Genomic DNA, 25624 nt, shown 5'->3' on the forward strand with positions numbered 1-25624 from the left:
GCCGCAGCTTTCCTGCACGATTAGAAGTCCCCTGAGTCGCTTCGCGCCTTCCCGTTGCACGGCGCCCCCCAAGGGGGACGACGCCATCTCTGCCCCCTCTTTCCCGGAAGGCAGCTGCGTTCAATCCACCTTGATGTCGGCCCTGGCGGCCACGGCGCGCATCTGCGGCAGTTCGCGCTCGATGCGCTCCTGCAGCGCGCTGCCCGGACCCCATGCGGGCGACAGGCCGATGTCCACCAGCTTCTTCTTCATGGCCGGCTCGGCCATGGTGTCAGCCAGCGCCTTTTCCAGCTTCTTCTGGATGGGAGCGGGCAGGCCGGCCGGTGCGAGGAAGGCAAACCAGGTGTCCATGGCAAAGCCGGGGTAGCCGCTTTCGGCCACGGTGGGCACCTGGGGCAGCAGGGGCAGGCGCTGCGGGCCCAGCGCTGCGATGGGACGGATCTTGCCGGCCTTGATCAGCGGCGTGGTGGCCACCACCGTGTCCACGGCCACCTGCACCTGGCCGCCCATCAGCGCGGTCAGGCTGGGCGAGCTGCCGTTGAAGGGCACATGCACCATGCGCATGCCCGTGGCGGTCTTGAGCATTTCGCCGCCGAAGTGCACCGAGGATCCCGTGCCGAAGGAGCCGTAGGACAGCTTGTCCGGATCGGCCTTGGCCAGGGCCACGAGTTCAGGCAGGGTGCGTGCAGGCGTTTCGTTGTGCGCCACCAGCACCAGCCCCATGTCGGCCACCAGGCCCAGCGGCGTGAAGCTGCGCAGCGGATCGTAGGGCAGCGGGTTGCGGATCACGGGGTTCAGCGTCAGCGTGGTGCTGGCGCCCAGCAGCAGCGTGTAGCCATCGGGCGGCGCCTTGGCCACCAGCGCGCCCGCCACCACGGTGCCCGCGCCGGGACGGTTTTCCACCACCACGGGCTGGCCCAGACGCTCTCCCAGCGATGTGGCCAGCAGGCGGCCCAGGATGTCGGTGGCGCCGCCGGGCGCAAAGGGCACGACCAGCTTGATCGGGCGATCCGGGTAGGACTGGGCCTGGGCATGCGCCAAGGGCAAGGCAAGCACAGCGGCGCCGGCCATCAGGCACGACAGAAAACGGGAACGGGACAAGGCCATGGCACGGATCTCCTGGGGAACGAGGGAACGGGAACCTGGGAACAGCTCAATGCGGCAATTCAGTCGTCAGTCTTCAGTCGAGCAGCGGGCTGCGCACGCGCGACAAGCCGCTGGCCTGGTCATAGGCATGGCCGATCTGCAGCACGGCCAGGTCGGCCTGCGCCGGGCCGATGATCTGCAGCCCGGCAGGCAAGCCCTGCGGCCCGAAGCCCGCAGGCGCGGCCAGGGCCGGAAGGCCGGCCATGGTGGCAGGCACCACGGTCTGCATCCAGCGGTGGTAGGTGTCCATCTCACGGCCGTCCACGGCGTGAGGCCAGTCCAGCGCTGCGTCGAAGGGAAAGACCTGGGCGGAGGGCAGCACCAGAAAGTCGTAGCTGTCGAACAGGCGGCGCAATGTTTCATACCAGGCCGAGCGCACGCGCGCCGCGTCATAGACGGCCATGGCCGGCAGCGCCAGGCCGCGCTCGATTTCCCAGACGGCCTCGGGCTTGAGCAGGGCGCGTTTGGCCGGATCGTTGTACAAGGCGGCGTTGGCGCCGGCCACGCTGAAGCTGCGCAGGTCGATCCAGGCGCGCCACAGGCGCTCGAAATCGAACTGCGGCACGGCCTCCTCCACCGTGCAGCCTGCGGCCGTGAAATGCTGCAGCGCCGCCCGGCAGGTCTGCAGCAGGCCAGGCTCGGTGGGCAGGTGCCCGCCCAGGTCCCCCAGCCAGCCGATGCGCAGGCCCTTGCAGTCGCGCTGCAGCTGGGCGGTCCAGTCCTGGGGCGGCTCGCTGCGGCGGGTCAGCGGCAGGCGCGCATCAAAGCCTGCCTGCACGGACAGCAGCAGGGCCAGGTCGGGGATGTCGCGCGCCATGGGGCCGGCGACGCTGAACTGCTGGAAGAACACCTCTTCCGAGGGGCCATGCGGCACGCAGCCCACCGAGGTGCGCAGTCCGTAGACATGGTTGAAGGCGGCCGGCGTGCGCAGCGAGCCCATCATGTCCGAGCCATCGGCCACGGGCAGCATGCGCAGCGCCACGGCCACGCCCGCCCCGCCGCTGCTGCCGCCTGCCGATCGCGAAGGATCGAAGGCATTGCGCGTGGTCCCGTAGACCGGGTTGTAGGTATGGCCGCCCAGGCCGAACTCGGGCGAATTGCTGCGTGCCACGAAGAGCGCACCGCCTGCGCGCATGCGCTCGAACACCACGCAATCGGCCTGCGACAGCTGGTTCGCGAAGATCGGCGATCCCTTGGTCGTGACCATGCCTGCGGCCGGCATGATGTCCTTGGGCGCCTGCGGAAAGCCGTGCAGCGGCCCCAGGCTCTGGCCGCGCGCCAGCAGCGTATCCAGCTCGCGGGAGCGGCCGCGCAGCCAGTCCCGGTCCAGCGGAGCCACCAGCGCATTGACCACGGGGTTGAGCCGGTCGATCTGGGCGCAGTAGGCATCCAGCACTTCCAGGCAGGACAGCTCGCGGCCGTGGATGGCCTTGGACAGCGCGACGGCCGACATCTCCACCACGGCACCGCCCCCGGTGGCCAGACCCGGCTGCAGCGCAGCGGCGCTTGTGCTTGACTCCATGGATTTCCTCGTTTTTGTGACAGAACGAAGTCAGCATAAGCAGGCGCAAATATTTCGACAATCGCCATTTTCTCGGCTTATCGTTGCGTTTTCCGCAAACCATAAATGGGAGCCACATGCTTTCCAACCGCCTTCAGGACACGGCCCTGCGCTACTTTCTCGAAGTGGTGCGCAGCGGCTCGGTCAGCGATGCCGCCGCGCGGCTCAACGTCTCGCCCTCGGCAGTGAGCCGCCAGGTCGCCGGTCTGGAAGAGATGCTGGGCGTGCCGCTGTTCGAGCGCCGCCCGCGCGGCATGGCACCCAGCCCGGCAGGCGAGCTGCTGGCCGCCCACGCGCGCCGCGGTGCGCTGGAGGCCGACCGCGTGGTCTCGGACATCGAGGCCCTGCAGGGCCTGCGCCGGGGCGTGGTGCGCGTGTGCAGCTCGGGCGGCTTTGCCATCGAATTCCTGCCGCGCGCCATGGCGCTGTTTCGTGAACAGTACCCGGGCATGCAGTTCCACCTGCGCGTGGAAGCGCCTGCCGCCGTGACCCAGGCCGTGCTGGGCGGCGAGGCCGATGTCGGCCTGACCTACAGCCGTGCGGCGGCACGCGATATCGAGGTCTGGCACCGCCAGGTCTCGCCCGTGGTTGCCATCATGCGGCCCGACCACGCACTGGCCCGGCATGCCAGCATCACCCTGGCCCAGATGCATCCCCATGCCATTGCCCTGCCCGAGGACGCCAACACCGCGCGCCAGCTGTTCGACATTGCCTGCAGCCACCGGCGCCTGGTGTTCGAGCCTGCCCTGGTCAGCGGCCAGTTCGAGACCCTGGTGCACTTCGTGCTGCATGGCGGCGGCCTGTCATTGGGTGGTGAGGTCACCATGCGCGAGCGTGTGCGCCGTGGCGAACTGCATGCGGTGCCCATACGCGAACGCGGCATGAATGCACGCGCCATCGAGCTGCAGACGCTGGCAGGCCGCACGCTGTCCAAGGGCGTGCGGGCCTTCGTGGAGCATCTGCGGGAGCTGCTGCCTCCCGGGTAGGAAGACGAAGTAGAAGAAGCAGAGAAAGACGGAAGGGATGGACTGCAGGCCGGGGCCCGTGCTCAGCCCTGCCCGACTTCCAGGTGGCACTGTGCCCAGTGCCACTGCGCCCGGCGCGTGGCCTCCCGCAGCCGCTGGGCCAGCACATGGCGAGCAGGCAGGCCGGGCAGATACTCGGCCATCTGGACGCCGCCGCGGCCCATCTCCAGCAGCTCGATCTGCTCCGAGCTGTTGCCTGAGCACAGCATGATGCCCAGCGGCGCATCCTCGCCCGGCTCATGCTCATGCCGATCCAGCCAGCGCAGGTAGTGCTCCATCCGATCCTTGTCCTCGGCCGCGAATTCGCCCACCTTCAGCTCCACCGCCACCAGCCGCCGCAGCCTGCGGTGGTAGAACAGCAGGTCAAGCTGGAAATCCTGGTCATCCATCTGCATGTGCCTTTGTCGCGCCACCAGGCTGAAGCCCATGCCCGACTTCAGGAAAAAGGCTTCCATCTCGCGGATGACGGCCGCCTGCAGGTCGCCCTCCTGCCAGGCATCGTGCAGCCCCAGGAAGTCGAGGATGTAGGGATCTCGCATGAACAGCGCTGGCGACATGCGCTCGGTGGCTCGCTGCGTGGGCTCCTGCGCGACCAGCGTGTCCGCATCGAAGGACAGCACGGTGCGCTCGTACAGCCGGGAATCGATGCGGCTGCGCAGCGTGCGGGCGCTCCAGCGCTCAATGCTCGCCATGCTGGCGTAGTACTCGCGCTGCAGGGCGTCCTTGAGCGGAATCAGCGCGATGAAATGCGCCCAGCTCAACTGCCGCGTGGGCGAGATGACCAGGGGCTCATCAGGAAAGGTGGTGGAGAACTGCACCATGCGCCACAGGTTCTTTTCCGAGAAACTGCCGCCATAGCCCTGGACCAGATGCCCGGCCAGGGAGGGCAGGACCTTGTCGCTGCAGCCGGCCTGCCGCACCTCGGATTCGCAGTCATGGATGTGCTGGCCGATATGCCAGTACAGCAGGGTCATTTCGCTGTTGATGGTGGAAGCCACCCGAAGCCGCGCGGCCTCGATCAGGTCGCGGACATCACCCAGCAGGGTCTGCGCCGCCGCGATCGCGGGAGAAACGGATATCTTGCGAGTGGCCATGCGGTCGCCCCCTCCTGGTGGCGTGTTGTCTGTATGTGTGGTGTCGGCGGAATCGATCCGGCCCACTATTGCCATGCGGCCCCGGCACGTCAACGCCGCAACCGCATAACCAGACGATCTGGCCCTCGCAGACATCAAAAACCAGAACAGTCCTAGAAATCACACTTGCACGACAATGCTCGCCACATCGATGGACACGCGCTTCCCACAATGAAAACCACCAGCATCGAACCCTTCTTCGCCACACTCAAGGCCGCCAACCCCTCGCCCCAGACCGAGCTGGAATACACCAACGTGTTCGAGCTGCTGTCTGCCGTGCTGCTCTCGGCCCAGGCCACGGACGTGGGCGTGAACAAGGCCACGCGCAAGCTGTTTCCCGTGGCCAATACGCCCCAGGCCATCCTGGACCTGGGACTTGAAGGGCTGGAGGGATACATCAAGACCATCGGCCTGTACCGCAGCAAGGCCAAACACCTGATGCAGACCTGCCAGATCCTGGTCGAGCGCCACGGCGGCCAGGTGCCGCGCACGCGCGAGGAACTGGAAGCCCTGCCCGGGGTGGGCCGCAAGACGGCCAACGTGGTGCTGAACGTCGCCTTTGGCCAGCCCACCATGGCCGTGGACACGCACATCTTCCGCGTGGGCAACCGCACGGGCCTGGCGCCAGGCAAGACGCCGCTGGCCGTGGAAATGCAGCTCATGAAGCGCGTGCCGGCGGCCTATGCCGTGGACTCGCACCACTGGCTCATCCTGCTGGGCCGCTACGTCTGCCAGGCCCGCAAGCCACGCTGCTGGGAGTGCGTGGTGGCGCCGTACTGCGACTACTCGCCCAAGACGCCTGCGCCGGCTGCGGGCAAGCGCTGAGCTTCAATCGGCCTTGAAGCCCGTGGCCGCCACGGCCTTGCCCCAGGTGACCGTGTCGGCGCGCATGATGCGGGCGAGTTCGTCGCCCGTGGTGCCCGTCACGCGGAAACCGGCCTCTTCCAGCCGGCTGCGGCTGTCGGGCTGCTGCAGGGCGCGCACGATGTCGGCCTGCAGCCTGGCCACGATCTCGGGCGGTGTCTTGGCGGGCGCGACCACGCCGAACCAGGAATTGAACTCCAGCGACGGATAGCCCTGCTCCCGGATGGTGGGCAGCTCGGGCATGGACGGGGTGCGCGTGGCGCCCGTGCTGCCCAGGGCCGTGAGCTTGCCGGCCTTGACCTGGGGCGCGGCCAGGGCCGCCGTGGCGAAGACGGCCTGCACGTCGCCGCTGAACAGGCCGCCCAGGGCATCGTTGGTGTTCTTGTAGTGCACGGGCTCGGGCCTGAGCTGCACGGCATTGCCGAACATGAAGGCGCCGAAGTGGCCTGGCGTGCCGGCGCCGAAGGTGGCGATGAACAGCTCCTTGCGCTGGCGCGCCCAGGCCACGAAGTCGGGCACATTGCGGGCCGGCACTTTCTGCGGATTGACCAGCAGCACGAAGTCGGAGGTGACGACCTGGCTGACGGGCACAAAGTCCTTTTGCGGATCGTAGGGCAGGCGCTGGTAGGTGTTGGGAGCAATGCTGAGCTGGCCGGTCTCGCCCAGCATCAGCGTGTAGCCGTCAGGCACGGCGCGTGCCGCCTCGCTGGCGGCGATGAGGCCGCCAGCGCCCGGCTTGTTGTCCACGACCACGCCCAGGTTGCCCCATTGCTCGGACAGCTTTTGCGCAAGCAGGCGTGCCACGATGTCCGGCCCCGTTCCCGCAGGAAAGCCGACGAGCAGGCGCACGGGCTTGCTCGGAAATGCAGGCTGGGCGCTGGCCGCGGCCCAGGGAGCCAGGCCGGTGGCCAGCACGGCGGCAAGAGTGCAGGCCACGGCGGCGCGGCGCGCCTTGGATGCAGGGTTGTTCATGTGTTGTGTCTCCTGTGTTGTAGGTATCGAAGCGGGGAAGGCCCCCTCAGAGCAGCTCGTGAAAGCGCATCTGCACGCGATCGGGATGGCGCGCGCCGGTGCCGAAGAACAGGCGCTCGTTGATCCAGCCCAGCGCCCGGCTGGCCGTCTCCATGCGGGGCGCGCAGCGGAAATAGATGTACGCGGGGTCCACGGGCTCGCCGCGCGCCAGCTTGGCCATGTGCGCCGGGTCGCCGCTGCGCAGGGCCTGGTTGCAGACATAGATCAGGTCGCCGGCATCGGTCTCCAGCACATAGCGCGCGTCGAGTTCGGCCAGCCCGCCGTGCACGATGCGCTGGAAGTCCGCGCCTCCGGGCAGCACGCGCGCGCTCCAGCCGTCGCCCCGGGCCGTGCCGCCCAGGATGGGGATCAGCCGGCGCCCGCCGTGCGCCGTGGCACCGACCTCCTGCGGCGGGCCCACCTGCACGCTCAGGTCGGCGAAGAAGCGAAAGCGCGGATCGGGCAAGGCCGCAAGCTGCGGCACGTCATCTGGCATGGTTCTGGGGCTCCGGTGAATGGGATCGGGACCTAGCATAAGCACCATTGCCCGGGCAGGCCGTCATCCCGGAAGATGACAGCGCCCTGCCCGCCCCTGCCATCCCTTGAGACACTGGACCTGCCCCTCCCCCGCCCTTGACGCCAGCGCCTTGCCCGGCCAGGCGTCCAGCCATGCGCTGGGCCAGATGGTGTCCAGCCTGGGTGGGCCGGGCTTCGCCCTGCAGGTGCTGCAGGCCATGAACGCGCTGCTGCCTGTCGCCTCCTGGTCGGTCTACCGCACGGGGCAGCGCAGCCGGCCGCAGCTGTTCCTGTCGGCCAGCAGCGAGGCGCGTGACACCACACGCGAGTGCTGGCGCGCCTATCTCTCAGGCCCCCATCTGCGCGACAGCACGTGGAAGCACGGCGGCACAGCGCCGGCACGCAGCACGGCGCTGTGCCACATCACGGCCCAGGAGGTGGAAGGCGAGCACCGCGCCCTGGTCTACGACGCGCACGGCATGGCCGAGCGCGTATCCATCGTCGAGCACCAGGACGACGGCGGTGTGTTTGCCGTCAACTTCTACCGCCACCAGCACCAGAGGGCGCTGGGCGATGCGCAGATCGGCTGCTTCGAGAGCATGGCGCCCGTGCTGCTGGCCCTGGCGCACAAGCACATCGCGCTGACGCAGGCGCAGCCTGCCGTGGCTGCGGCATCGGCGGCCCCAGCCCCCCAGCCCAGACAGCGCCAGACATTGCCCGCCCTGCGCATGCGCCTGCTGCAGGCACAGCCCGGCCTCACGCCGCGCGAACTCGATGTCTGCGCCCGGCTGCTGCAGGGCATGACGCACGAGGGCATTGCCTGCGACCTGTCCCTCAGCCTGCCCACCGTCAAGACCTACCGTAACCGCGCATTTGCACGGCTGGGCATCCACTTTCGCAGCGAGCTGTTCGCGCTGGCCATGGAGCCGCAGGGCTGAAGGGGCCGGGGCTCAGTCCAGCGAGGCGCCGGAGTCCTTCACAATGCGCGCCCACTTGGCGATGTCCTCGCGCAGCAGGGCCGCCATCCGGTCCGGTGACACGGGCTTGTCGGCCGGGCCGGCCAGCTCCACGCCGGAGGCTTCGAGCTTGCCGCGCAGATCGCCGGCCGCCAGCGCGCGGGCCATGCCGTCCTGCAACTGCGCCAGCACCGGCGCGGGCACGCCTTCAGGAGCAAACAGCCCTACCCACAGCGTGCCGTTGTAGCCGGGCACCGTTTCGCCAATGGTGGGTACATCAGGCAGCAGCGGCGATCGCGCCGCGCCGCTCACGGCCAGCGCGCGCAGCCGGCCGGCCTGGATATGGGGCAGCGTTGACGGCAGGCTGCCGAACAGCAGCGGCACCTGCCCGCCCAGCACATCGTTGAGCGCGGGCGCCACGCCCTTGTAGGGCACGTGCTGCAGCTGGATGCCCGCCATGCTGTTGAGCATCTCGCCCAGCAGATGGTTGAGCGTGCCGTTGCCGGCCGAGGCATAGCGGAACTCGTCGGGCCGGCCCCGGGACATGGTGATCAGCTCGGGCACGGATTTGGCCGCAAAGCCGGGATGGGCCAGCAGCACATTGGGCACGGAGCCGATCAGGCCGATGGGCCGGAAGTCCTTCACCGGATCGAAGCCCGGCTTGCGGTACAGCGCGGGGTTGATGGCCTGGCTGCTGCTGATGGTCATCAGCAGGGTATGTCCGTCGCGCGGCGCCTTGGCCACGGCCTGGGTGCCGATGTTGCCGCCCGCACCGGGCCGGTTCTCGACCACCACGCTGGAGCCCAGCACCTCGGCCAGCTTCTGGCTGACCAGCCGGCCCACGATGTCATTGGTGCCGCCGGGCGCCTGCGGGACGATCATCACGATGGGCCGCGCGGGCCAGGCCTGGGCATGGCCCAGCAGTGGCAAGGCGAGTGCGGCGGCCAGCAGGCTTCGGCGGTGCAAAAGGCTCGACGGCAGGGGAAAGGAAGAATCCGGCATGGTCATGTCTCCATTTGTTCTTGTCGCAAGCCCGCATGGTTGCCCGTGCCGGGCCAGCGCACAATCGCGCATTTCCTGACCCGGCCTTCGGAATTGACAAAGCCTTGACCCCGCCCATGCCCTCTTCGCCTTTCATGCCCCTCATGCACTTCGACCTGACGGACCTGCGCCTGTTCGTGCATGCCGCCGAACTGGGCAGCCTCACGCGCGCCTCGCAAAGGCAGCACCTGTCCCTGGCCGCAGCCAGCCTGCGCATCAAGGCGCTGGAGGAGCAGGCGGGCATGCCCCTGCTGTACCGCGAGGCGCGTGGCGTGCGCCCCACGCCGGCCGGCGAAGCCTTCCTGCACCATGCGCGCGGCATGCTGCTGCAGTCCGAGCAGCTGCGCCACGACCTGCAGGAGTACGGCGCCGGCCTGCGCGGCCATGTGCGGGTGTTTGCCAACACCACGGCCGTGACCGACTTTCTTCCCGAGATCCTGCCCGCCTTTCTTGCCGACCACCCGCGCGTGAACGTGGACCTGCAGGAGCGGCCCAACGCCGAGATCGCGCGCGGCGTGCTCGACGGCCGGGCCGACCTGGGCATCGTGGCCGGCCAGGTGGACACGCTGGGCCTGCAGACCATCCACTTCAGCACCGACCGGCTGGTGCTGGCCACGCCGCGCGGCCACCGCTTTGCGCGGCGCAAGCGCATTGCGTTTGCCGAGACGCTGGACGAGGACGCCATCGGCATGCAGCAGGGCAGCACGCTGCAGACCTTTCTGGCAGGTGTGACCGAGCGCCTGGGCAAGCCCATGAAGCTGCGCATACAGCTGTCCAGCTTCGACGCCATGTGCCGCATGATCGGCGCCGGCGTGGGAATCGGCATCGTTCCCGAGAGCGCCGCACGGCGCAACAGCGACAGCATGCGGCTGGCACTGATCGAGCTGACCGATGCCTGGAGCGTGCGCGAGCGCCGCATCCTCGTGCGCGACCAGGGCCGGCTGCCGCGCCATGCGCAGGCCCTGATCGAGGTGCTGCAGGCCTACTACGCCACGCCGGCAGGCTCCTGAGCCGGCTGCGCTCCCTGCTCCATCAGGCTGGACAGCGAAAGAACCTGTCCGCCGCCTGCATCGAAGTTGCCCGGCTCCAGCCAGCGCTGGTAGGCCGCGCGCAGCGCCGGCCATTCGCTGTCGATGATGGAGAACCAGGCCGTGTCGCGGCTGCGGCCCTTGTAGACCACGGCCTGGCGAAACACCCCCTCGAACCGGAAGCCCAGGCGCGCCGCTGCGGCACGCGACGGCGCATTCAGGCTGTCGCACTTCCACTCGTAGCGGCGGTAGCCCAGCTCGTCGAAGGCGCGCTGCATCAGCAGGAACTGCGCCTCGGTGGCCGCACGCGTGCGCTTGAGCTGGCGCGAGTAGCAGACAAAGCCCACTTCCATCACGCCGCTGGCCGTGTCCACGCGCATCAGCGCCAGCGAGCCGATGGCACGGCCCGTGGCCAGGTCGATGACGGCGTGGTGCAGCGGATCATCGCTGGCCTGGGCGGCCTCGGCAAAGCGCAGATAGGCCTGGGCATCCGCGAAGGGGCCTACCGACATGTATGTCCAGTCGCTGGCGTCCGGCGCCTGGCTGAAGGCATCGAACAGATCGGCTGCATGGCGCGCGGCGGACAGCGGCTCCAGCCGGCAGTAGCGGCCTTGCATGGGCGTGCGCGGCGGGCGCTGGCGCGGGGTCCAGTTGGGAAGGTCGTGGCCTACGGGTTGGGAGTGGGCGTTGAGCGCGGGGGGCATGGGAGATTCCTGGTCAGGTCATTTGGCAGGGCCACGATAACGCCCGCGTGGCATCATTGAAAGCGCCATATCCTCCTTATTTCATGGTGCCACGCCGTCCATTGCATGCACGCTTCCGACCTGCTGACCAGTCCCTTGCAATCCGGCCCTGGAGCGGCTCCCCGCCAGCGCCAGCTGATCCAGCGCCTGAAGCAGGCCATCCTGGCTGGCCGGCTGCCGGCCGGTGACCGCCTGCCGGCCTCGCGCTCGCTGGCGGAGGATCTGGGAGTCTCGCGCAACACCGTGCTCATCGCCTACGAGCAACTGGCGGCCGAAGGCTATGTGGTCGCCGACCGGCAGGGCACGCGAGTGGCGGCTGTATCCACACATTCCACGGCAGCCGCCGAGGCCGCCGCGCCCCCCTGCGCACCCCGCACGGCACGGCGCCTGGACCGCATCGCGCCCACGCGCCATGCCATCGACCGCAGCCTGCCCCTGACGCCGGGCACGCCCGCGCTGGACAGGTTTCCCCTGCCCGCCTGGCGCCGTTCGCAGGACCGCGCATTGCGCCTTCCCGCCAACGCCACGCTGGACTATGGCGATCCTGCGGGCGAGCCCGCACTGCGCCAGGCCATTGCGCAGCACCTGCGCATCTCCCGCGGCGTGCGCTGCGATGCCTCGCGCATCATCGTCACCGAAGGCGCCCAGGGTGCGCTGGACCTGTGCGTGCAACTGCTCACCAACCCGGGCGACCATGCCTGGCTGGAGGAGCCCGGCTACCGGGGCGCCAAGTCGGCCTTTGCGGGGGGAGACCTGTGCATCAGCACACTGCGCGTGGATGCCGATGGCGCAGCCATCGCCCCCGGCCTGTGGGACAGCCATCCTCCACGGCTGATCCAGATCACGCCGTCGCACCAATATCCCACGGGCGCCGTGCTGTCGGTGGCGCGCCGGCTGGACCTGCTGGAGCGCGCGCGCCGCGCGGGGGCCTGGATCATCGAGGACGACTACGACAGCGAATTCCGCCACCAGGGCACGCCCATCGCCGCCATGCAGGGCCAGGTGCCGGACGCGCCCGTGCTCTACGTGGGCACCTTCAGCAAGACCATGTTCCCGGCACTGCGCCTGGGCTTTGTGGTGCTTCCGCAGGCCCTGGCCACCAGCGCGGCATCCGCCGTGCAGGAGATGCTGCGCGGCGGCCATCGACTGGAGCAGCTGGCCATGGCGGACTTCATGGAAAGCGGCCAGTTCTCGCGCCACCTGGGCCGCATGCGGCGCCTGTACCGCGAGCGCCAGGCAGCCCTGCGCGAGGCGCTGGCCACGCAACTGGGCGTGGAGCATGAGGTACTGGGTGGCCACGGCGGCCTGCATCTGACCGTGCGGCTGCCGCCGGACCTGTCCGACCGCGCCATCGTGGAGCAGGCGCGCCGCGCCGGCATGAACCCGGGCGCCCTGTCGTCCTTCGCCCTGGCACCGCTGCCCCAGGACAACGGCCTGGTGATCGGCTATGGCAACACCGATGCCGCGCGCTTCGGCGCGCTGGTCAGGCGGCTGGGCAAGCTGGCGGCAGCTGCGTTACCGCGCTAGCCGCGGCGCGGCTCCAGCGGCTATGCCTGCTCCGAACGCGTGCTCACCCCGGCCTGCGCAAAGCTGGCCATCTCGCCCAGCATGGCGCAGGCCGACACCAGCAGCGGCCAGGCCAGGGCCGCGCCCGAGCCTTCGCCCAGGCGCAGTTGCCAGTCCAGCAGCGGCTCGGCACCCAGGTGGGCCAGCATGCGCACATGGCCGGGCTCGCCCGAGCGGTGCGAGAAAACGCAGCGCTCCAGCACGGCCGGCTGCAGGCGGCTGGCCACCAGCACGGCGGCCGTGGTGATGAAGCCATCGACCACGATGACGCGCCGCTCGGCGGCGGCCTGCAGCACGGCGCCCACCATGGTGGCAACCTCGAAGCCGCCCATGGCCGCCAGCGCGTCCAGCGGTTCCGTGGCCTGGGCGTGCAGCTGCAGCACCTCCTGCAGCACCCCGATCTTGCGGGCCAGCCCGGCCGCATCCAGGCCGGTGCCAGCGCCCGTGACCTCGGCCAGCGGTTCGCCGCACAGCCGCGCCAGCAGCAAGGATGCGCTGGAGGTATTGCCAATGCCCATCTCGCCCAGCAGCAGCGCATTGCCCGGCAACTGGCGCACCAGGGCCGCGCCGTTGCGCAGGGCCATGGCGCATTCGGTGGCCGTCATGGCCGGGCCCTGGCTGCAGTCGCGCGTGCCGTAGCCCAGCTTGCGGCGCCACAGGCGCGGCTGGCCTGGCTGGGGAAGCTTGTCGTCGGGGTCCTGCTCGCGCGCGGGAAAGTCGCGTGCCACGCCGCAGTCCACCACGTTCAGCGCCAGCCCATGCTGGCGCGCCAGCACGCTGACGGCGGCGCCGCCGGCCATGAAGTTCTCGACCATCTGCCAGGTCACATCCACCGGATAGGCCGACACGCCGCGCGCAGCCAGCCCATGGTCGGCCGCAAACACCAGCATCTGCGGCTGCTGAAGCACCGGCCTGTCCTGACCCAGGATGCAGGCAATGCGCAGCGCCAGCTGCTCCAGCCGCCCCAGCGCGCCCAAAGGCTTGGTCTTGTGGTCTATGGCGTGCTGCACGCGCTGGGTGAAGGCGGCATCGGCCAGCGAGGCGATGGCGGGCACGGCGGCCGCAGAGTCGGTAGTGGGGGTTCGCATGGAAAAAGGGCTCGGCCCGGTAAGGCAGATGGCAAAAGCGCAAGTATCGCGCGCCGCGCAGGCCCGCAAGAATCCTGCAGACGCGGCTTGCAACAGCAGCAAACCTGCATTGCGCCCATGCAAGCAGCAACGGACCATTGCCAGGCTGCACTGGAAAACCACAGTCCTGGCAAATAGTCAATTTCAATTTACCAAGTTTCAGTGATTTTGCAAAAATCCACAATTTCGCAGAATCGGTACCAATCCAGCCACCTTACCCATTACCTTGCCCTGGACCTGCGCAACATCAGGCCAGGTCACCTCGCACACCCGGACAGCCCTGGCAGCGCCGCCAAGTACCGCGCCCCCGCCGGAGGCCTAGCCGACAGGAGCCATCCGTCAAATGCCTTCCCCTCTTTTTGTCCGTCGGCCACTGCCCCCCACTTCGGCCGGTCCGGTGGCCCTTGCCACCACCGCCGTCCTCGCCCTGCTTACCGGTCCTGCCGGGGCGGCGGACATCAGCCTCACGCCCCCCGCGGGTGGCGGCGTGATCATCTACTCCACACCCAACACCCCGGCGCTGCGCGTACAGCCCACGGGAGAGGTGCAACTGCCCGGGCTGCCAGGCACACCCGCCACATCCACCAGCCACGTATGCCATGACGCCAGCGGCAGTCTGGGCCGTTGCGATCCCGCCTCCACGCAGGGCGCGCAAGGACCCAGAGGCGACGCAGGCCCTACCGGCGCTACAGGACCGGCAGGTGCTACCGGCGCCACAGGCCCCGCCGGTGCCACAGGCTCTGCGGGGCCCACCGGCGCCACAGGGCTTGCCGGAGTAACGGGGCCGGCAGGCGCTGCCGGAGCCACGGGCTCCGTCGGTGCCACCGGACCTGCCGGCGCTACGGGAGCCACGGGCGCTACCGGCCCTGCCGGTGCCACCGGACCTGCCGGCACTACAGGCGCGGCAGGCGCGCCAGGTAGCCCGGGAGCGGTCGGCGCGGCGGGCACCGATGGCCGGGAATCCCTGATGGTGACCCAGGTAGAAGCTGCTGGCGCCACCTGCGCCACGGGCGGTCAGCGCATCAGCCAGGGCCTGGATACCAACCGCAACGGCGTACTGGATGCAGCAGAGATCACCAGCACCAGCTATGTATGCAACGGCCTCCAAGGCTCGGTGGGCCCGCAGGGTCCCATGGGACCGACGGGCATGGGTGGTGTCACAGGTCTGGCCGAAGTGCGCCACGGCTGCGTTGCACCCGATCCGGGCGACGCCACCAAGGCCGTTATCCGCAGTGGTGCAGGCTATGCAGCAGCACGCAATGGCGCGAGCGGCCCCTTCACGATCGCCTTCAACCCCGCCGTAGCCCCGGGCAGCTACACCCTGCTGCTGGACAGTCGCACCAACAAGGGCCGGGCCGTGGCCATCGCGGCAACGGGGGACCCGTTCGCCGGCATCGTTCTGACCCCCGGCTGGGTGGACCCTGAACAGGAGACGCTGGACCGCATCTGCTTCATGCTCGCCCGCTGATACAGCCTTTGTGCACAGACCCACAGGATTTCGCCATGCCCCTGCCTTCCACTCCCTTCCTGCGCAAAACCGCCCTCGCGCTGGCCTTCGCCTTTTCCACCCCCCTCATTCCGACGGCCCATGCCGCGGCTGAAGCCTACATAGGAGAGCTCTTTCTGTTCAGCGGCAGCTTCTGCCCCAGCAACACGGCTCCAGCGGCGGGTCAGACCCTTCCCATCAACCAGAACGTCGCCTTGTTTTCGATACTTGGCACGACGTATGGCGGCAATGGCGTCAACACCTTCCAGCTTCCCGACCTGCGCGGACGCGTTCCCATCGGCACAGGCGGCGCCCCCGGACTTTCCTCCTTCGTCTTGGGAGAGGCCGGCGGCAGAGAACAGCTGACACTCACACCGTCCCAGTTGCCCGCGCACACGCATACCGTCTCGAACATGCCCGCCAGCACCCAAGGGGCAACCCATTCCACGCCGGGCCCAAACAGGATGCTGGCTCAAGCCCAGAACGCAGGCATCTACCGGGAGGGCGGTACAGCCGATACCTCGCTGAGCAGTACCACGTCGGTCGGAGTCACAGGGAACAACCAACCTGTTCCCATACGCGATCCATTCCTGAGCATGCAATGGTGCATTGTCCTGAACGGGATCTTTCCTCCCCGGGACTGAAGGCTTGGCCGAAAGACAGCGCCCAGGCGTCACCACACTCCCCGGCGCTGAAGCCCTGGCCGTTCTGAGACAATCACTGCCACACGTGTCTCCCCAGCCCCCACCTCCATGACGGTTTCCTTCTCTGCCATCCAGCCCGGTCTCAAGCTTGCGGACCAGGTTGCCCGGCAGCTGGAGGCGCGCATCCGCGCCGGCAACCTGCAGCCGGGGCAGAAGCTGCCGACCGAGGCCGAGCTCGTGCAGCAGCTCGAGGTCAGCCGCACCGTCGTGCGCGAGGCGGTGTCCCAGCTCAAGTCGCGCAACCTGGTGGAATCGCGCCAGGGCAGCGGCGTGTTCGTGAAGGCGGCAGGCATAGAGCCACTGGACTTCGAAGGCCTGCCGGCGGCTGGCAGGAATGCGCTGATCCAGATCACCGAGGTGCGCCGCGCACTGGAGACCGAGGTGGCCGAACTCGCGGCGCGGCGGCGCAGCGAAGAGGATATGCAGCGCATCCACGATGCGGAGAGCGCCCTGGCCGAGGCCGTGCGGCTGGGCCGTGACGGCGTGGAGGAAGACATGGCGTTTCACCGCGCCATTGCCCAGGCTTCGGGCAACCCGTTCCTGATCAGCACGCTGGACTACCTGTCACAGTTCCTGCGCGGTGCCATGCGCATCACGCGCGCCAACGAGGCGCGGCGCGAGGACTTCGGCAAGGCCGTGGAACGCGAGCACCACAGCATCGTGCTGGCCATCGAGGCCGGCGACCCCAAGGCCGCGCGCAAGGCCGCCGCCACGCACATGGGCAACGCCATAGACCGCATCCACCGCGCCGACGCCAGCTTCTGGGAGCAGGACGGCGAACGCCTGGCCCGCGACATCCTGGCCGCCAAGCCCTGAACCTCCGAAACCACCCCTTGGCGCATGGCCAAGGGTTTTCACCTTGTTTGGGTTTTTGCGCAAAATTTGTATGATGACATGATGACATGATGACAGTGTCAGTCACACTTCTTTTTGCACCCCGCACACCCGGCCTTTGCCTGGGCGTTCACCCATGAGCGACGAATCCCGCATCCGCGAGCAGATCTGCGCCACCGGCGCCAGCCTCTACCAGCGCGGCTACACCGTCGGCGCTGCCGGCAACATCAGCGCGCGCCTGCATGACGGCTGGCTGATCACCCCCACCGACGCCTGCCTGGGCCGGCTCGACCCGGCAGAGCTGTCCAAGGTCGATGCCGGCGGGCATTGGGTCAGCGGCGCCAAGCCTTCCAAGACCCTGGTCCTGCATCGGGGCATCTACGGCAATGACGGCGAGGCGCGTGCCGTCATCCACACGCATTCCACCCATCTCGTGGCGCTGACGCTGTCCGGCGTCTGGCGCGAGGACGAGGTGCTGCCGCCCATCACCCCCTACCAGGTCATGAAGGTGGGCCGCATCCCGCTGATCCGCTACCGCCGGCCCGGCGACCCGCAGGCCGCCGCCGAGGTGGCCGCGCTGGCCGGCCAGGTGCGCGGCGCCCTGTTCGAGCGCCTGGGCCCCGTGGTCTGGGAGCGCTCGGTGGAGCAGGCCAGCCATGTGCTGGAAGAGCTGGAGGAGACCGCAAGGCTCTGGCTCATGACCCATCCCCGGCCGCAGCCCCTGGACGCGGCCGCCATCGACGAGCTGCGCACCACCTTCGGGGCGCGCTACTGATTTGCACAGCGGCGCCCACGGCCGCATTCCACCACCCAGCCCATCCACAGCCGCGCAGCCGCCAGGCGGCGCACCAAGCGGCGAATCAAGCGGCGAACCCAAGGGAGACTTGAAATGACGACAACGGATATCGCATCCGGCCAGGCCGGGGCCCACCCTGCCCAGGCCGACTCTCCGGAGACGGCGCGCGCCTACGCCAAGGTGTTCTGGCGCCTCGTGCCGTTCCTGATGCTGTGCTATGTGATCGCCTACCTGGACCGCGTGAACGTGGGCTTTGCCAAGCTGCAGATGTCCCAGGACCTGGGCTTCAGCGAGACCGTGTTCGGCCTGGGCGCAGGCGTGTTCTTCATCGGCTACTTCCTCTTCGAGGTGCCCAGCAACCTGCTCATGCATCGCCTGGGCGCGCGCGTCTGGATCGCCCGCATCATGATCACCTGGGGCATTCTGTCGGCCATGTTCATGTATGTGGAAACGCCCACGGGCTTCTACATCCTGCGCTTTCTGCTGGGCCTGGCCGAGGCGGGCTTCTACCCCGGCGTGATCCTGTACCTGACCTACTGGTACCCGGCCCACCGGCGCGCCAAGATCGTGGCGCTGTTCATGTCGGCCATCCCCGTGGCCGGCATCTTCGGCAACCCGCTATCGGGCTGGATCATGCAGGCCTTCCACGGCGACCATGGCCTGCACGGCTGGCAGTGGATGTTCCTGATCGAGGCCATCCCCGCCCTGGTGATCGGCGTGGTGACCATCTTCTATCTGGACAACGGCATCTCCAGCGCCAAGTGGCTGACGGCCTCCGAAAAGCAGCTGCTGGCGCGCGAGATCGAGCTGGACCAGCAGCACTCTGGCGCCCAGAAGCATTCGCTCAAGGCCGTTTTCGCCGACCGCCGCGTCTGGTGGATGTGCCTGATCTACTTCGCCTTCGTCGCCGGCCAGTACGGCCTGACCTTCTGGATGCCCACGCTGATCAAGTCCACGGGCGTCACGGGCGCGCTGAAGATCGGCCTGCTCAGTGCCATCCCCTTCCTGTGCGCCATCGTGGTGATGAACCTGATGGGCCACAGCGCCGACAGGCGCCGCGAGCGCCGCTGGCACCTGATCGTGCCCGCGCTGATGGGCGCCGTGGGCTTTGCGATGACGGCCTTCTTCGCCGACAACACCGTTCTTTCCCTGATCTTCCTGTCGCTGGCCGCAGCCGGCGTGCTGACCTGCGCGCCGCTGTTCTGGTCGCTGCCCACGGCCTTCCTGTCGGGCACGGCAGCGGCGGCGGGCATTGCCATCGTCAACTCGGTCGGCAACCTCGCGGGCTTCGCCAGCCCTTACATGATCGGCTACCTCAAGGACCTGACCCAGTCCACGCAGGCCGGCATGTTCGTGCTAGCGGGGGTGCTCGTGGTGGGCGCCATCGCGGTCTGGCTCACCCCCGCAAAGATGGTCAACCGCTGACCGGCCCTTCTTCCCATCCTTCAAGCCCAAGCCCCAAGACACATGAAAGTACTGATCACCGGCGGCGCCGGATTCCTGGGCCAGCGCCTGGCCCGCAAGCTGCTCGAACAGGGTGCGCTGACGCTGGCCGGCACCCGCTGGCCCATCCACCAGATCGACCTGCTCGACGTGGTGGACACCCAGGCCATTGACGACACGCGCGTGCACTCCCTGGTGGGCGACATTGCCGACCCGCAGGTGCTGCGCGGCGCCATAGACCAGGACACGGCCGTGATCTTTCATCTGGCCGCCGTGGTCAGCGGCCAGGCCGAGGCCGACTTCGACCTGGGCATGCGCATCAACCTCGATGCCTCGCGCGCCCTGCTGGAGACCTGCCGCGCCGTGGGCCACATGCCGCGCGTGGTCTTCACCAGCTCGGTGGCCGTCTACGGGGGCGACCTGCCCGACACCGTGCTGGACGGCACGGCCCTGAACCCGCAGTCCTCCTACGGCACGCAAAAAGCCATTGCCGAGCTGCTGCTGGCCGACTACACGCGGCGCGGCTTTGTCGACGGCCGCGTGCTGCGCCTGCCCACCATCAGCGTGCGCCCTGGCCGGCCCAATGCGGCCGCCTCGTCGTTTGCCAGCGGCATCATCCGCGAGCCCCTCAACGGCGACGCGGCCAACTGCCCCGTGGGCGCCACCACGCGGCTGTGGCTGCTGTCGCCACGCCGCGCCGTCGAGGCCCTAGTCGCAGGCTGCGAACTCGATGCCAGCGCCGTCGCCGACCGCCGCCCCATCAACCTGCCCGGCGTGTCCGTCAGCGCGGGCGACATGGTGCGCGCGCTGCGCGAAGTGGCTGGCGACGAAGTGGCCAACCGCGTGAGCTGGCAGCCCGACGACAAGGTCGAGCGCATCGTCGGCAGCTGGCCCGGCCGCTGGGATACCACGCGCGCCGACCGGCTGGGCCTGCGCGGCGACGAGAACTTTGCGGCCATCGTGCGCGCCTACATCGCCGATGACCTGACACCCCGACGCCAGCCATGAACCACACCACCGCCACACCCCGCGCCGTCGGCGTGATCGGCCTGGGCGCCATGGGCGCCGGCATGGCGCAAAGCTTGCGCCGCGCCGGGCACCACGTGCATGTCCACGACATCCGCCCCGAGGCCGCAGCCGCCTTTGCCGCCGAAGGTGGCACGGCCTGCGCCACGCTGGCCGACATGGCCGCCGCTTGCCGCATCATCGTCAGCGTGGTCGTCAACGCCCGGCAGACCGAGGCCGTGCTGTTCGGCGAAGGCGGCATCGCCCCCGCGCTGCAGCCCGGCTCCGTCTTCATCATGTGCTCCACCGTGGACCCCAACTGGTCCGTGGCGCTGGAGGCCAGGCTGCAGGCGCAGGGCGTGCACTACATCGACGCGCCCATCTCGGGCGGCGCGGCCAAGGCCGCGTCGGGCCAGATGACCATGATGACGGCCGGCCATCCCGAGGCCTATGCCGCCTGCGAAGGCGTGCTCGACGCCATGGCCGCCAAGGTCTACCGCCTGGGCGACAGCGCGGGCGCGGGCAGCAAGGTGAAGATCATCAATCAGCTGCTGGCCGGCGTGCACATCGCGGCAGCGGCCGAGGCCATGGCCCTGGGCCTGCGCGAAGGCGTCGACGCCGCCGCGCTCTACGAGGTCATCACCCACAGCGCCGGCAACAGCTGGATGTTCGAGAACCGCATGGCCCACGTGCTGGCCGGCGACTACACCCCGCTGTCGGCCGTGGACATCTTCGTCAAGGACCTGGGCCTGGTGCTGGACACCGCGCGCCACAGCAAATTCCCGCTGCCCCTGGCCTCCACGGCCCACCAGATGTTCATGCAGGCATCCACCGCCGGCCATGACCGCGAGGACGACAGCGCCGTCATCAAGATCTTCCCGGGCATCACCCTGCCCCCGGCTCCATCGGAATCCCCATGACCCTTCTTCTGGGCTGCATAGCCGACGACTTCACGGGCGCCACCGATCTGGCGAACAACCTGGTGCGCGCAGGCATGCGCGTGGTGCAAAGCATTGGCGTACCCGCCGGCCCGGTGGACGAGGGCGTGGACGCCGTCGTGGTCGCGCTCAAGTCGCGCACCATCGCGCCGGCCGACGCCGTCGCCCAGTCGCTGCAGGCACTGCAGTGGCTGCGAGGCCAGGGCCCCGATGGCCGGGCTCCGCAGATCTACTTCAAATACTGCTCCACCTTCGACAGCACGCCGCAGGGCAATATCGGCCCCGTGGCCGATGCGCTGATGGACGCGCTGGGTTGCGAATTCACCATTGCCACGCCGGCCTTCCCCGACAACCAGCGCACCGTCTTCAAGGGCCACCTGTTCGTGGGCGATGTGCTGCTCAGCGACAGCGGCATGCGCAACCATCCTCTCACGCCCATGACCGATGCCAACCTGGTGCGCGTGCTGCAGGCGCAGACGCGGCGCAAGGTGGGCCTGATCGACCATGTGGCCGTCGCGCAGGGCGAGGCCGCCATCCGCGCGCGCATCGCCGCACTCCAGGCCGAGGGCGTGGGCATGGCCGTGGTCGATGCCGTCTCCAACGACGACCTGCTGCGCCTGGGCCCGGCGCTGGCCGGCATGCCGCTTGTCACGGCCGGCTCGGGCGTGGCCATCGGCCTGCCCGCGAACTTCGGCATACAGCCCTCGGCCCAGGCCGCTGCCCTGCCAACCGCCACCGGCCTGCAGGCGGTCGTCTCGGGCAGTTGCTCGGTGGCCACCAATGCGCAGGTGGCGCACTTCATCGCCTCGGGCCGCCCTGCCCTGGCGCTGGAGCCGCTGCGCATCGCCGCCGGCGAGGACGAAGCCGGCAAGGCCCTGGCCTGGGCCCGCCAGCACATCGCCAGCGGCCCGGTGCTGATCTACTCCACGGCCGAATCCGCGGCCGTCAAGGCCGTGCAGGGCCGCCTGGGCGTGGAGCAGGCCGGCGCACTGGTCGAACAGACCATCGCCGCCATCGCCCGGGGGCTGGTCGAGATGGGCGTGCGCCAGCTCATCGTGGCCGGCGGCGAAACCTCGGGCGCCTGCGTGCAGGCGCTGGGCATCGAGCAGATGCGCATAGGGCCGCAGATCGACCCTGGCGTGCCCTGGTGCCATGCCGCCTCGCCCCTGGCGCCGCAGGGGCTGCACCTCACGCTCAAGTCCGGCAACTTCGGCACCACGGACTTCTTCAACAAGGCCTTCGGCGCGTTGCAGCGCGCCTGATGCCACACTCAGCCTCCGTTTTCAGGAAAGCCTTCATGCCCCGCTTCGCCGCCAACCTGTCCATGCTCTACAACGACCTGGACTTTCTTGACCGCTTCGAGGCCGCCGCGCGCGACGGCTTCCAGGCCGTCGAATACCTGTTTCCCTACGACTTCGCGCCCGAGCAACTGGCCCGGCGACTGCAGGACAACGGCCTGCAGCAGGTGCTGTTCAACGCCCCGCCCGGCGACTGGAACGCGGGCGAGCGCGGCCTGGCCTGCATCCCCGGGCGCGAGGCGGAATTTGCCCAGGGCATGGAAAGCGCCGTGGCCTACGCCCAGGCCCTGGGCTGCCCGCGCATCCACGTCATGGCCGGCCTCAAGCCCGAAGGCGCCAGCGACGATGCCCTGCGCGCCACCTACATCGCCAACGTGCGCCACGCCGCACGGCTGGCCGCGCCCCACGGCATCGCCATCCTGCTGGAGCCCATCAACGGCCGGGACATGCCCGGCTTCTTCCTGAGCCGCCAGGACCAGGCCCATGCGCTGCTGGCCGACATTGCCGAGCCCAATGTCCAGGTCCAGATGGACCTCTACCACTGCCAGATCGTCGAGGGAGACCTCGCCATGAAGATCCGCCAGTACCTGCCCACGGGCCGCGTGGGCCACCTGCAGATCGCAGGCGTGCCCGAACGCCACGAACCCGACGTGGGAGAGGTCAACTACCCCTACCTGTTCCGCCTGCTGGACCAGCTGGGCTACGACGGCTGGATAGGCTGCGAATACCGCCCCGCGCGCGGCGCGGCCGCGCACGCTACCAGCGAGGGGCTGGGGTGGATGAAGGGGTGGCTGTAGGCCAAGCCCCCACCTTCAACGCAAGTCCTTGACAATGCGCCAGGTCGCGCCCTCGTCCGTGCTGCGCACGATGGCATTGTCTGGAAGAAAAGCCAGCAGGGAGCCGTCCCTCCGGTCCACAGCCATCTCCAGGACGGCCAGCTTTCCGGCCAAACCGGGCGACTCGCCGGTATGCACCCAGGTCTTGCCGCCATCACGGGTCGTCATCAAGCCATAAGGGCCGGGGAACAGGCCGGGATTGATGGCAGTGAGCGCATAGCCGGTCGTCGCATCCTTGAAGGCCTGGGTCAGGGCGAAGCGGCCCAGGCCGGTATCGCTCCAGGTGGTGCCCCCATCGCGCGAGATGAGCGTGCTGGTGGCCACGGTGGCGACACGGGCCACGATGGAGCCATCGGGCTGTCCTTGAATGGCAAGAGTCGACTGACCGGTGGCCCGCCGGTGCAGGCTCTGGCCGTCGTAGAGATGCATCTCCCCGTTGGGAAGAACAATGCCAGCACGGTCCGGCAAAGCGATGGCCATGGATCGCTTCCAGCCGATGTTGAGCGACATGCTGTCGTCAAAACTCCCAAGCTTCTGCCACACAATCGTGTCGGTACCGCTGCCCGCATAGGCCGTCCACACCCGGTCTCGGCGGACAAAGGCCGCAATGCGGCCATCCGGCAGCGGCTGTGCCACTGCGATGAAGGCGTTGTCGGGCGGGTTCAGCATCTTCCAGTTCTGCCCCTGCCCATCTGACAGCGCCAACAGCCCTTCCTCTCCTGCGGCAAGCAGGCCGCCCTGCCAACGGCGCACAAAGGCCACCTCCCGCAGCGTTCCTATTTCAAGCTCCTGCCAACGGCTGGAGTCTGCCTTGCGCCAAAGCACCTTGCCCAATTTGGAGCCCGCCAGGAATTCTCCATCCGCCGACTGGTTGAGACCATTCCATGTCGAGGCAAGCATCTTGATCCTGGGCATGAGGCCAGCCTGGGCTGCCAGACGCGAATCAGGGTCGAAGCCCAGGGCGGGTCGCCCCTGAGTCTGCCGTGCCAGCGCGGGATAGAGCTCCTTGACCGTGGCCATCATGTCGGCCTCTGGAGCCACATAGCCCGTCACGAAACCGCGACCCGTGGTCGGGTGCATCACCAGGGTGCCCAGCAAGGTGACTTCCCCCTGCCGCACCTCAAACGTGCCGAATCGCTGGCTGAGCGGATAGTAGTACGACATGTTGCCGCGGCCACCGGACAACTGAACGAGCGTATAGCGCCCGGGACGCACCATGCCGCTGAAGACTGCGGTGGAAAGCGTTGTGGTTCTTCTACGCAGCAACACCGCAGAGTCCTGTCCGGTAGCCTCCTCCCCGGGATTGAGCACACGCCGGATAGCGAGATCGCTCAGCGTATCCGCAGGGTCCAACTCGCCGGTGCCGGCAGTGATCAGCTTCAGGACAACAGCCCCTTCGGTGCCATTGAGCGTTTGTGTGGGCTCGATGGGTCGCGTGGCGCAGCCGGAAAGCAGCAGAGCGGCAAGGACAAGGCTTGTCGCGAGAAAGGCACGTTTCTTCATTGTGGTGGAGCGCAGACTGGCGCAAGTGATGGCTGAATAGCGGCGCGGATTCTACAAAATGTCATTTGCCTTCCACGCAAAGATGGCCGTGCATCGCAAGCGATGAGGGCAGGCTCAACTGAAACCCTTTGAAGCAGGTGGCGTGCACGCTATGCGGCCAGCCCGGCCTTCTTTGCCGCAGGCCGTGGCAACAACGCCCGCAAAGCCCGCACCAGCGGCGAATCATCGGCACGCCGCCAGACGGCGACCGTCTCCACGGCCGTCCTTTCCCCCAGCAAGGGCCGGTAGACCACGCCTTCACGGTGCAGGGCCTGCACACAGGCGGGCACCAGCGCCACGCCCAAACCGCCAGAGACCAGGCTGACGATGGTGTGCATCTGCCGCGCCGCGAACAGCCGGGGGCTGAAGCCGTGGCGCATGCAGGTGGAGACGATGGCATCGAACATCAACGGCCCCTGGTGGCGCTCGAAGCCCAGGAAACGCTCCTGGGCCAGTTTCTCCAGCGCGATGCGCCGGTTGCGGGCCAGCGGGTGGGACTCGGGCAAGGCCACCACCAGCGGCTCGCTGCGCACCAGCACAGAGTCCAGTGACGCGGGCAGGTCCGGCGTGCGAAATACCAGGCCGATATCCAGCCGCCCGCTCTCGATGTCATGTGCAATCTGGTCGGTCGTGCCCTCCTGCAGCGATAGCCGGACCTGCGGATAGTCCTCGCCAAAGCGCCTCAGCGTTTCCGGCAGGAAGGAGTAGGCCGGCAGGCTGATGAACCCGATGGACATGGAGCCCATGAGCCCCTGCGAGGTCTCGCGTGCGCGGCGCCGCATGGTGTCGGCAGCGGCCAGCACGGCACGGGCGTCGCGCAACGCATCCTCCCCGGCTTTCGTAAGCACGATGCGCCGCGACGTGCGCTCCAGCAGCGTCACGCCCAGCTCCTCCTCCAGCTCCTTGATGGCCAGGCTCACGGGGGGCTGGGTCAGGTGCAGGCGCTCGGCCGCACGACCGAAGTGCATCTCCTCGACCACGGCCACGAAGCACCGCAGATGTCGCATGTCCATTCATAGCCTCCG

At 68.6% G+C, this 25624-nt stretch carries 25 protein-coding genes; 15 read left to right on the forward strand and 10 right to left on the reverse strand.

The window, feature by feature from the left end; genetic code table 11:
* Positions 1 to 120: 120 nt before the first annotated feature.
* Together ACRSCF_RS19210 and ACRSCF_RS19215 are read right to left on the reverse strand one after the other, a co-directional pair.
* On the reverse strand, positions 121 to 1107 hold the full coding sequence (locus tag ACRSCF_RS19210; protein WP_047472522.1) for a Bug family tripartite tricarboxylate transporter substrate binding protein: 987 nt from the start codon (positions 1105 to 1107) through the stop codon (positions 121 to 123).
* A 73-nt stretch (positions 1108 to 1180) separates the two neighbouring features.
* Positions 1181 to 2668: an amidase gene (locus ACRSCF_RS19215; protein ID WP_016445248.1), complete on the reverse strand. Its 1488-nt coding sequence runs from the start codon at positions 2666 to 2668 to the stop codon at positions 1181 to 1183.
* 116 nt (positions 2669 to 2784) lie between these two features.
* Here ACRSCF_RS19215 and ACRSCF_RS19220 point away from each other — a divergent pair, with 116 nt between their 5' ends.
* Positions 2785 to 3693, forward strand: a complete 909-nt coding sequence (locus ACRSCF_RS19220) for a LysR family transcriptional regulator (RefSeq protein ID WP_016445247.1) — start codon at positions 2785 to 2787, stop codon at positions 3691 to 3693.
* Positions 3694 to 3755: 62 nt separating this feature from the next.
* On the opposite strand, the gene ACRSCF_RS19225 is transcribed toward ACRSCF_RS19220, so the two are convergent.
* Positions 3756 to 4826, reverse strand: a complete 1071-nt coding sequence (locus tag ACRSCF_RS19225; RefSeq protein ID WP_034363100.1) for a PDDEXK nuclease domain-containing protein — start codon at positions 4824 to 4826, stop codon at positions 3756 to 3758.
* Between the two features lie 210 nt (positions 4827 to 5036).
* Between ACRSCF_RS19225 and nth the strand changes: the two genes are divergently transcribed.
* Positions 5037 to 5690, forward strand: a complete 654-nt coding sequence (gene nth, locus ACRSCF_RS19230; RefSeq protein ID WP_017406542.1) for an endonuclease III — start codon at positions 5037 to 5039, stop codon at positions 5688 to 5690.
* A gap of 3 nt (positions 5691 to 5693) precedes the next feature.
* Here nth and ACRSCF_RS19235 read toward each other — a convergent pair whose 3' ends face one another.
* Both ACRSCF_RS19235 and ACRSCF_RS19240 read right to left on the reverse strand, forming a co-directional pair.
* The gene (locus tag ACRSCF_RS19235) at positions 5694 to 6701 is read right to left on the reverse strand and encodes a Bug family tripartite tricarboxylate transporter substrate binding protein (protein WP_047217657.1); all 1008 of its coding nucleotides are present in this window, start codon (positions 6699 to 6701) and stop codon (positions 5694 to 5696) included.
* 46 nt (positions 6702 to 6747) lie between these two features.
* Positions 6748 to 7236 (reverse strand): DUF3237 domain-containing protein, encoded by a 489-nt coding sequence (locus ACRSCF_RS19240; RefSeq protein ID WP_034363098.1) that lies wholly within the window; start codon positions 7234 to 7236, stop codon positions 6748 to 6750.
* A 187-nt stretch (positions 7237 to 7423) separates the two neighbouring features.
* Between ACRSCF_RS19240 and ACRSCF_RS19245 the strand changes: the two genes are divergently transcribed.
* Positions 7424 to 8194, forward strand: a complete 771-nt coding sequence (locus ACRSCF_RS19245) for a helix-turn-helix transcriptional regulator (protein ID WP_034363169.1) — start codon at positions 7424 to 7426, stop codon at positions 8192 to 8194.
* Positions 8195 to 8206: 12 nt separating this feature from the next.
* On the opposite strand, the gene ACRSCF_RS19250 is transcribed toward ACRSCF_RS19245, so the two are convergent.
* Entirely contained in the window at positions 8207 to 9214 is a 1008-nt protein-coding gene (locus tag ACRSCF_RS19250; protein ID WP_034363166.1) for a tripartite tricarboxylate transporter substrate binding protein, read from the reverse strand.
* Positions 9215 to 9357: 143 nt separating this feature from the next.
* On the opposite strand from ACRSCF_RS19250, the gene ACRSCF_RS19255 reads away from it, so the two are divergent.
* On the forward strand, positions 9358 to 10263 hold the full coding sequence (locus ACRSCF_RS19255) for a LysR family transcriptional regulator (protein WP_174538880.1): 906 nt from the start codon (positions 9358 to 9360) through the stop codon (positions 10261 to 10263).
* Here the strand turns inward: ACRSCF_RS19255 and ACRSCF_RS19260 are convergent.
* Positions 10239 to 10985, reverse strand: coding sequence for a GNAT family N-acetyltransferase (locus tag ACRSCF_RS19260; protein ID WP_244386367.1), 747 nt, complete (start codon positions 10983 to 10985; stop codon positions 10239 to 10241). The genes ACRSCF_RS19255 and ACRSCF_RS19260 overlap by 25 nt on opposite strands.
* A gap of 105 nt (positions 10986 to 11090) precedes the next feature.
* Here ACRSCF_RS19260 and ACRSCF_RS19265 point away from each other — a divergent pair, with 105 nt between their 5' ends.
* The gene (locus ACRSCF_RS19265; protein ID WP_244386368.1) at positions 11091 to 12551 is read left to right on the forward strand and encodes a PLP-dependent aminotransferase family protein; all 1461 of its coding nucleotides are present in this window, start codon (positions 11091 to 11093) and stop codon (positions 12549 to 12551) included.
* Positions 12552 to 12571: 20 nt separating this feature from the next.
* Here ACRSCF_RS19265 and cobT read toward each other — a convergent pair whose 3' ends face one another.
* Positions 12572 to 13678, reverse strand: coding sequence for a nicotinate-nucleotide--dimethylbenzimidazole phosphoribosyltransferase (cobT, locus tag ACRSCF_RS19270; RefSeq protein ID WP_016445237.1), 1107 nt, complete (start codon positions 13676 to 13678; stop codon positions 12572 to 12574).
* Between cobT and ACRSCF_RS19275 the strand changes: the two genes are divergently transcribed.
* The 10 genes from ACRSCF_RS19275 to otnI all read left to right on the forward strand — a co-directional run bounded on the left by ACRSCF_RS19275 (position 13677) and on the right by otnI (position 23018).
* The gene (locus tag ACRSCF_RS19275; protein WP_133072888.1) at positions 13677 to 13883 is read left to right on the forward strand and encodes a hypothetical protein; all 207 of its coding nucleotides are present in this window, start codon (positions 13677 to 13679) and stop codon (positions 13881 to 13883) included. The genes cobT and ACRSCF_RS19275 overlap by 2 nt on opposite strands.
* 801 nt (positions 13884 to 14684) lie before the next feature.
* Positions 14685 to 15185 (forward strand): DUF7151 family protein, encoded by a 501-nt coding sequence (locus tag ACRSCF_RS19280; protein WP_034363095.1) that lies wholly within the window; start codon positions 14685 to 14687, stop codon positions 15183 to 15185.
* Positions 15186 to 15220: 35 nt separating this feature from the next.
* Positions 15221 to 15847, forward strand: a complete 627-nt coding sequence (locus ACRSCF_RS19285) for a phage tail protein (RefSeq protein ID WP_133072889.1) — start codon at positions 15221 to 15223, stop codon at positions 15845 to 15847.
* A gap of 108 nt (positions 15848 to 15955) precedes the next feature.
* The gene (locus tag ACRSCF_RS19290) at positions 15956 to 16723 is read left to right on the forward strand and encodes a FadR/GntR family transcriptional regulator (RefSeq protein WP_016445234.1); all 768 of its coding nucleotides are present in this window, start codon (positions 15956 to 15958) and stop codon (positions 16721 to 16723) included.
* A gap of 154 nt (positions 16724 to 16877) precedes the next feature.
* Positions 16878 to 17516, forward strand: a complete 639-nt coding sequence (locus ACRSCF_RS19295; RefSeq protein ID WP_034363092.1) for an aldolase — start codon at positions 16878 to 16880, stop codon at positions 17514 to 17516.
* A 114-nt stretch (positions 17517 to 17630) separates the two neighbouring features.
* Positions 17631 to 18962 (forward strand): MFS transporter, encoded by a 1332-nt coding sequence (locus ACRSCF_RS19300; RefSeq protein ID WP_034363090.1) that lies wholly within the window; start codon positions 17631 to 17633, stop codon positions 18960 to 18962.
* Between the two features lie 42 nt (positions 18963 to 19004).
* Positions 19005 to 19988: a D-erythronate dehydrogenase gene (gene denD / locus ACRSCF_RS19305; RefSeq protein WP_034363088.1), complete on the forward strand. Its 984-nt coding sequence runs from the start codon at positions 19005 to 19007 to the stop codon at positions 19986 to 19988.
* Entirely contained in the window at positions 19985 to 20905 is a 921-nt protein-coding gene (gene ltnD, locus ACRSCF_RS19310) for an L-threonate dehydrogenase (RefSeq protein ID WP_244386370.1), read from the forward strand. Before denD ends, ltnD begins: the two co-directional genes overlap by 4 nt.
* The gene (otnK, locus tag ACRSCF_RS19315) at positions 20902 to 22185 is read left to right on the forward strand and encodes a 3-oxo-tetronate kinase (protein ID WP_244386372.1); all 1284 of its coding nucleotides are present in this window, start codon (positions 20902 to 20904) and stop codon (positions 22183 to 22185) included. The genes ltnD and otnK overlap by 4 nt, the downstream gene beginning before the upstream one ends.
* 35 nt (positions 22186 to 22220) lie before the next feature.
* Positions 22221 to 23018 carry a 2-oxo-tetronate isomerase gene (gene otnI, locus ACRSCF_RS19320; RefSeq protein ID WP_244386374.1) on the forward strand — a complete coding sequence of 266 codons (798 nt, stop codon included), beginning with the start codon at positions 22221 to 22223 and terminating at the stop codon, positions 23016 to 23018.
* A 15-nt stretch (positions 23019 to 23033) separates the two neighbouring features.
* Here the strand turns inward: otnI and ACRSCF_RS19325 are convergent, their stop codons facing one another.
* Both ACRSCF_RS19325 and ACRSCF_RS19330 read right to left on the reverse strand, forming a co-directional pair.
* The gene (locus ACRSCF_RS19325; RefSeq protein ID WP_034363086.1) at positions 23034 to 24560 is read right to left on the reverse strand and encodes a WD40/YVTN/BNR-like repeat-containing protein; all 1527 of its coding nucleotides are present in this window, start codon (positions 24558 to 24560) and stop codon (positions 23034 to 23036) included.
* A gap of 149 nt (positions 24561 to 24709) precedes the next feature.
* Positions 24710 to 25612, reverse strand: coding sequence for a LysR family transcriptional regulator (locus tag ACRSCF_RS19330; protein ID WP_047217647.1), 903 nt, complete (start codon positions 25610 to 25612; stop codon positions 24710 to 24712).
* Positions 25613 to 25624 lie beyond the last annotated feature (12 nt).

Origin of the sequence: Delftia sp. 11MD (assembly GCF_050907895.1) — a bacterium.
GTDB lineage: Bacteria > Pseudomonadota > Gammaproteobacteria > Burkholderiales > Burkholderiaceae_C > Comamonas > Comamonas tsuruhatensis.

Excerpts from the sequence above, each read along its gene's own strand:
- ACRSCF_RS19255 (WP_174538880.1), top strand. The coding sequence starts at position 9,358 with ATGCACTTCGACCTGACGGACCTGCGCCTGTTCGTGCATGCCGCCGAA.
- ACRSCF_RS19325 (WP_034363086.1), bottom strand. The coding sequence starts at position 24,560 with ATGAAGAAACGTGCCTTTCTCGCGACAAGCCTTGTCCTTGCCGCTCTG.
- ACRSCF_RS19215 (WP_016445248.1), bottom strand. The coding sequence starts at position 2,668 with ATGGAGTCAAGCACAAGCGCCGCTGCGCTGCAGCCGGGTCTGGCCACC.
- ACRSCF_RS19290 (WP_016445234.1), top strand. The coding sequence starts at position 15,956 with ATGACGGTTTCCTTCTCTGCCATCCAGCCCGGTCTCAAGCTTGCGGAC.
- ACRSCF_RS19300 (WP_034363090.1), top strand. The coding sequence starts at position 17,631 with ATGACGACAACGGATATCGCATCCGGCCAGGCCGGGGCCCACCCTGCC.
- ACRSCF_RS19245 (WP_034363169.1), top strand. The coding sequence starts at position 7,424 with ATGGTGTCCAGCCTGGGTGGGCCGGGCTTCGCCCTGCAGGTGCTGCAG.
- cobT (WP_016445237.1), bottom strand. The coding sequence starts at position 13,678 with ATGCGAACCCCCACTACCGACTCTGCGGCCGCCGTGCCCGCCATCGCC.
- ACRSCF_RS19250 (WP_034363166.1), bottom strand. The coding sequence starts at position 9,214 with ATGCCGGATTCTTCCTTTCCCCTGCCGTCGAGCCTTTTGCACCGCCGA.
- ACRSCF_RS19225 (WP_034363100.1), bottom strand. The coding sequence starts at position 4,826 with ATGGCCACTCGCAAGATATCCGTTTCTCCCGCGATCGCGGCGGCGCAG.
- ACRSCF_RS19260 (WP_244386367.1), bottom strand. The coding sequence starts at position 10,985 with ATGCCCCCCGCGCTCAACGCCCACTCCCAACCCGTAGGCCACGACCTT.
- ACRSCF_RS19285 (WP_133072889.1), top strand. The coding sequence starts at position 15,221 with ATGCCCCTGCCTTCCACTCCCTTCCTGCGCAAAACCGCCCTCGCGCTG.
- ACRSCF_RS19295 (WP_034363092.1), top strand. The coding sequence starts at position 16,878 with ATGAGCGACGAATCCCGCATCCGCGAGCAGATCTGCGCCACCGGCGCC.
- ltnD (WP_244386370.1), top strand. The coding sequence starts at position 19,985 with ATGAACCACACCACCGCCACACCCCGCGCCGTCGGCGTGATCGGCCTG.
- otnK (WP_244386372.1), top strand. The coding sequence starts at position 20,902 with ATGACCCTTCTTCTGGGCTGCATAGCCGACGACTTCACGGGCGCCACC.
- otnI (WP_244386374.1), top strand. The coding sequence starts at position 22,221 with ATGCCCCGCTTCGCCGCCAACCTGTCCATGCTCTACAACGACCTGGAC.
- ACRSCF_RS19210 (WP_047472522.1), bottom strand. The coding sequence starts at position 1,107 with ATGGCCTTGTCCCGTTCCCGTTTTCTGTCGTGCCTGATGGCCGGCGCC.
- ACRSCF_RS19280 (WP_034363095.1), top strand. The coding sequence starts at position 14,685 with ATGGTGACCCAGGTAGAAGCTGCTGGCGCCACCTGCGCCACGGGCGGT.
- denD (WP_034363088.1), top strand. The coding sequence starts at position 19,005 with ATGAAAGTACTGATCACCGGCGGCGCCGGATTCCTGGGCCAGCGCCTG.
- ACRSCF_RS19265 (WP_244386368.1), top strand. The coding sequence starts at position 11,091 with ATGCACGCTTCCGACCTGCTGACCAGTCCCTTGCAATCCGGCCCTGGA.
- ACRSCF_RS19235 (WP_047217657.1), bottom strand. The coding sequence starts at position 6,701 with ATGAACAACCCTGCATCCAAGGCGCGCCGCGCCGCCGTGGCCTGCACT.
- ACRSCF_RS19240 (WP_034363098.1), bottom strand. The coding sequence starts at position 7,236 with ATGCCAGATGACGTGCCGCAGCTTGCGGCCTTGCCCGATCCGCGCTTT.
- nth (WP_017406542.1), top strand. The coding sequence starts at position 5,037 with ATGAAAACCACCAGCATCGAACCCTTCTTCGCCACACTCAAGGCCGCC.
- ACRSCF_RS19330 (WP_047217647.1), bottom strand. The coding sequence starts at position 25,612 with ATGGACATGCGACATCTGCGGTGCTTCGTGGCCGTGGTCGAGGAGATG.
- ACRSCF_RS19220 (WP_016445247.1), top strand. The coding sequence starts at position 2,785 with ATGCTTTCCAACCGCCTTCAGGACACGGCCCTGCGCTACTTTCTCGAA.
- ACRSCF_RS19275 (WP_133072888.1), top strand. The coding sequence starts at position 13,677 with ATGGAAAAAGGGCTCGGCCCGGTAAGGCAGATGGCAAAAGCGCAAGTA.